This is a genomic window from Pseudoalteromonas sp. OOF1S-7 (assembly GCF_022347765.1).
GTDB lineage: Bacteria > Pseudomonadota > Gammaproteobacteria > Enterobacterales > Alteromonadaceae > Pseudoalteromonas.
Genome location: NZ_JAKRFZ010000036.1, coordinates 1 through 4,781, shown reverse-complemented (window position 1 = coordinate 4,781; position 4,781 = coordinate 1). Strand labels below are relative to the sequence as shown.

Here is a 4,781-nt window from a genome sequence, read left to right as displayed (position 1 = left end):
CAGTGAGGTTTTTGCCGTCCTGGAGCGCTTTCAATACAGAATCTAAATCAAATTTTTGTGTAGTCATGGGTCATTTCTCTTTTTATATCTTAACTTATCGAAATGACACAGAAAATTGAACACTACCGTTATTTGTTCCTTTTTTTGGGCTGGGTGTCTCATGGGACTCTTAATAACTGTAAGCCCGAAGACCTTCCCAGGTGTTCGGGTATTTTACTACTTACTAGTACTGAAGCTGCCCACCATTTTGAATAAACTGCACGTAATCCTGCCAGGCTTGCTCTACACCAATGCCTAGTATATCGGTGAAAACACGGTCGAATGACCAGGTGTAGTTGGTGTAATCCACCGCTGACTGGTTAAACTTACGGATAAACAGCGGGTCTTTTTCCTGCTTGATATAGTGCAGAAAGAAGCCGGTTGTGGTGTACCCGCCCAGCCACTTTTTAGGGTTGCTGATATCCGGTTGTCTGGTTTTATGAAAACCTGCACCAATTCGCACGGCATCTGCCAGGCCTTCGGTATAGGCCCAGTAAGGGCCGCCGTCACCATAGCCATCGTGTGTTATCGGAGAGTTGTTATAGCCATGAGTAACCTCATGAAATAAGATGCCGTCAATCTCATCGCGGATCGCGTTGTCATCATTATTCCCTTCCCGGTAAATTTTTTCCAAATGTTTAGTACTAACGGCAATAGTCATTTCGCCGGAACCATCCTGGCCGAGTTTATAGGCCACAAAGTCGTTGCCCCAGGCATCTTTCTCTCTGAGTTCAAAGCGCAAATGCCTGAAACGCTGAGATTCCTGCGGATTGGTATAGAGCACTTTGGCCACATCTACGCAGCGGTTTGCCATGTGGGCTGCTGGGTCGCTTATGATGCGCTTAACCAGCTGCGAGCCTGCGGTTTCTGGGTTCATATCAACAAAATCGACCACAGGTTTATCCCAGTTACCACCTCCATTATCGCTTTCTTCTTTGATGTTGATGGTGTAACGGGTGGCAGACCAGCCATAAACGGAGACATACAGGTTATTGCCCTGAGCCTGGCAGGATTCTGTCGCGGTGGGGGAGGTGCTGGCACACAGATAATTGTTGGTGGTTGGCCGGCTACCCCGGCCGATATACAGATCGGCGTCACCGCTACCAGAGGTGGTTGCTGACACTTTCCCGGCCACATTGAATGGCCCATAATGTTGCCACGCTCCTTTACTAAGTGACTTGTTGTCAATTAAAGGTAATGAGTCTCCCGGTGGCGTAACGTTACCCAGCAGCTCAATTTCTGCCAGCTGCAAAATACCTGCGCCCTGATTAGCGGTGACATTCAGTTTATAGTGGCGATAGGCTTGATTGTTAGTGACACCATACAGGCGAGTCTGGTAGCGTGCAGAAAAGGTCTGATTAGTTTGTGTATCAAGTTCATACCAGGTGTGATCGTCGTTTGAGCCGAGTAATTGCCAGTCTTGCGGGTCGCGGCTGGCCTCGTCGTTGGCCGACGTCAATGTGTAACCCGACACCACCTGAGGGGTGTTGAATTGATATGCTATCCAGCCGGTAGGTGAAAAGGTCAGCCACTTGCTGGACTGAGAATCGTCAAATGCCTTAGTGCGCCCTTCTGCTGTGCCGTTTTCCCCACTTGCAGTGATGACGCCGCCATCAGGCTGGGTGAGATCCGAGTTGGCAAAGCTCATAGAAGTAAATAGGGCACTGCTCATACACAGTGCCAGAGTACTTTTAGTAAAGTGTTGTAGTGTTTTCATCCTGTTGCTCTCATTTATATGTTGTATTTGTTTTTTATATCGTTCCGCTTAAATGTCGTAAAGGCGGCTCTGACCTTCTATCTCAAGTAAATAAAATAGGTATCAAAATCAATTTGGAACGATCTAAATATTGATCTTGCACATTGAGTTGTCAAATTTATGTAAATATTAAATTGTTTTAAAGTTGAACCGTTTGGTTATAAGGCGCGCAATTCAGGGCTTGCTGGCTGCGGATATGGGTGTGATTCTTGTCTGGATGTATATGCATCACTCTTTGGAAGACCTGGGCATTACTACTTATCATACAATTTATGCAGATAAACAGGCTGGTCATTTTTACACAACTGTTATTCGCTTATTTCGCATGTTTAAGCTTGTCTTGCTGGTAGTGCAGAAATAAGTATTTAGAAAAATACGGAAATCGCTGTAGGTACAAAGGTTACAAAAAACGTTATAAAAAGCATGCTAGGTAAAACAATGACCCTCATGAATCAGTAGGCCGGGTTTCTTCTTCTCACAAGGCTCAGGGAAGAAAGGGGGGGGTATTCAATTGGGTAAAGCTGCTCCCATAGATGATAGTGTGGCTGGAGGAGCTGTTGATTCAATTGCAACCACCACCGTAGGCAACGGTGCCAGAGATACATTTATAAAAACGACAGAGCATGTCAAAAAGAAAGACAGACATATATGGGCACTCTGGCGATACCAAGCCAACTGAGCCAGGGGTAGCGAGTTTTCGCTATCTCATTTGCAAATATACAAAACTCCCACTTTAAAACTCAAAAATTACTTTTCAAAAAACCACTCAAACCAGGCTGAATTCCGAGTTTCTGGGTCATTTTTCAGCTGATATAAGGTATCAAATTGAGCGAGGTCTGGCTCAACCGGTGGCGCAAAACCAGGGCTGTCTTGCGCTAATGTTACACCATTTTTACGACCTTTTTCAGTGACCTCACAGACTCCGTTTTTGCATGAGACATCCGGCTCGGGGAGTGAAATGCGTTCTTCTGAGTGGGAGATAATATAGCGCTCGCTGGTGCTATTTGCCTCTGTGAATGTTTTAAATTGCGCGGGCGAGTCACTGGCAGGCATACCCGCCGTTACTTCTGCCATGTGTGTCAGAAATTGATAGCTGCCCCGATGAGAGAGCGCGCCAAGACCGGGCTGCGTGATAAAAGACACAAAGCCTTTGTCCAGGGCACTGTCAGACAAGGCACCACTGTTCGCCAGGCGATCTATTGAGGCTTGATCTTTTTGTGTAAATCCAACAGTCAGCTGATGGCCGTCGGCATTATAATGCCCTTCATTGAAATTACCCAGTAACTTGCCGTCGTCATGCCGCCTGTAGTTGCCAAGATCACTGGCGAGTTTTTTAATGTAGGTAAAATCTATGTCATTTTGATCCGCATATTGATACATGTCAGCCAGCACATTCCGGTCTTTCTGGGTCAAAAATTCATAATTGCTGCGCTCTAAGTTATTTAAAGACATACCTTGTGCGCTGTTTTGTATTTTAGGTTCATTGCCGCCAAACAAGTCTGCCACCATAAGCGCATAGTACTGCTCAGATTCACTGCCCTTCGCTTGCGCCGATAGGCTCATATCTTGTATCGCAGACTCAAAGTGTGACTGTGCTTGCGACATGTAATTACCGGGGAGCATCGCTTTAGCGAGATCTGAAAATGCCTGGTAATGTGTATTTAACGCAGTGGCAAATGATGCTGCGGCATTATCATCTTTGAGTGAATGTCGCTTCAACTCGGACAGCGTTCGTTGATCAAGTGCATGCCATTGTTCATAAGCGGCAACCTTTTCTGCCTCTGAAAAGGTATTACTGGGGTCCATAGCGATGGTCTCCAGCTGAGATTTGGACAGTTGCTCAAACTCGAACTTAGCCGAGCCAATCGCTACTTGTTGGTTCTGAGCTTGCCACGTTGAAGCACTTTTGTTCTGGGGAAAGGGTTGTTGAGTCAAACGGACTGCGTCAATGGCATGTTGTGCTTCTTTTAGTCTCACCGCCAGTGAAGAGACAGACACCTGTGTATTGCGGGTATCCTTATGGCTGATAGTCGCATTCGAGCGATATGAGGTGGCAGACGAAGCTTTCGTTTTTGTGTGCCATCGGGTATCTGATATATCCATATTTACTGTCCCCAGAAATGAGGTAACCCCTTATTAAATAAGGGGTTAAATTAGACTTAGTTGGCCGAATAGTGGAAGGTCACACTTTCCTTTCTGTTTGGCTCAAGGTAATGAAAACTACCTGTTGCATCTACACGATGCACTATTGATGCTTTAATACCCGCTTTGAATTCAAAGCCATTGAATGCAGTCACATGACCCGAAGAGTTAGGAGTAATTTCAACACACTTAATAGGGTTACTGGTATAAGCTCGATAGTAGCACAACTCAGCTGTTTCGGTGGTCGACTCAGAGAAATTTGCAGAGACGTAGCTGATACCAGTGATTGTCCCTGTTTTGTCTCTATATGGAATATCTCTTAAATCCATATTCAGTACTGAAAATAACTCACTGGAAAGTCCACCAGCAGAGCTTAATACCAGCATTCTGTTAGGCTGTCTTTCCTTGGTGATATTATAATCGGTAGCGAATGATTGGCCACTCATTACCAGGGTAGATAAAAGTAGAGCAGAGGCAGACATTTTATTCATTTAAACAACTCCTTATTGAATGTCTATTTATGGTATTTTCTATTACCGAGCGGAATGCTATTAGATTTTCATGTGCGCGTCAATGTGTTGTTTTTATTGATTATTTTGCAACTTTAAAGTCTTGGGTTTTGCGTTTTTAAGGATTGTTAAAGTGGGGGTTGTAAACGGATCCAAGCGATTTTAAGTGGAACTATTGAGTGACGAACAGCAAAATAAGCTAAAGCACGCAGACATATATGGACGCTCCAGCGATGTCAAGCCGAGAAGGCCTGCGAGATAGCGCATTTTCGTTATCTCGTTCGTTATTTTACCCGCTTTGCCATGCCTGATGTTTGGTCCAGTCCGCTATAAAT

The 4,781-nt window shown here is 45.0% G+C and carries 3 protein-coding genes; all 3 read right to left on the bottom strand.

What is annotated here, in order from left to right; genetic code table 11:
* Positions 1-223 precede the first annotated feature (223 nt).
* Entirely contained in the window at positions 224-1,756 is a 1,533-nt protein-coding gene (locus tag MHN33_RS23620) for a basic secretory protein-like protein (protein WP_239401919.1), read from the bottom strand.
* Between the two features lie 786 nt (positions 1,757-2,542).
* Positions 2,543-3,898 (bottom strand): hypothetical protein, encoded by a 1,356-nt coding sequence (locus tag MHN33_RS23615; protein ID WP_239401917.1) that lies wholly within the window; start codon positions 3,896-3,898, stop codon positions 2,543-2,545.
* 56 nt (positions 3,899-3,954) lie between these two features.
* Complete coding sequence (locus MHN33_RS23610) at positions 3,955-4,428, bottom strand: hypothetical protein (protein ID WP_239401915.1); 474 nt, start codon at positions 4,426-4,428, stop codon at positions 3,955-3,957.
* Between the last annotated feature and the right edge of the window lie 353 nt (positions 4,429-4,781).

Excerpts from the sequence above, each read along its gene's own strand:
- MHN33_RS23610 (WP_239401915.1), bottom strand. The coding sequence starts at position 4,428 with ATGAATAAAATGTCTGCCTCTGCTCTACTTTTATCTACCCTGGTAATG.
- MHN33_RS23615 (WP_239401917.1), bottom strand. The coding sequence starts at position 3,898 with ATGGATATATCAGATACCCGATGGCACACAAAAACGAAAGCTTCGTCT.
- MHN33_RS23620 (WP_239401919.1), bottom strand. The coding sequence starts at position 1,756 with ATGAAAACACTACAACACTTTACTAAAAGTACTCTGGCACTGTGTATG.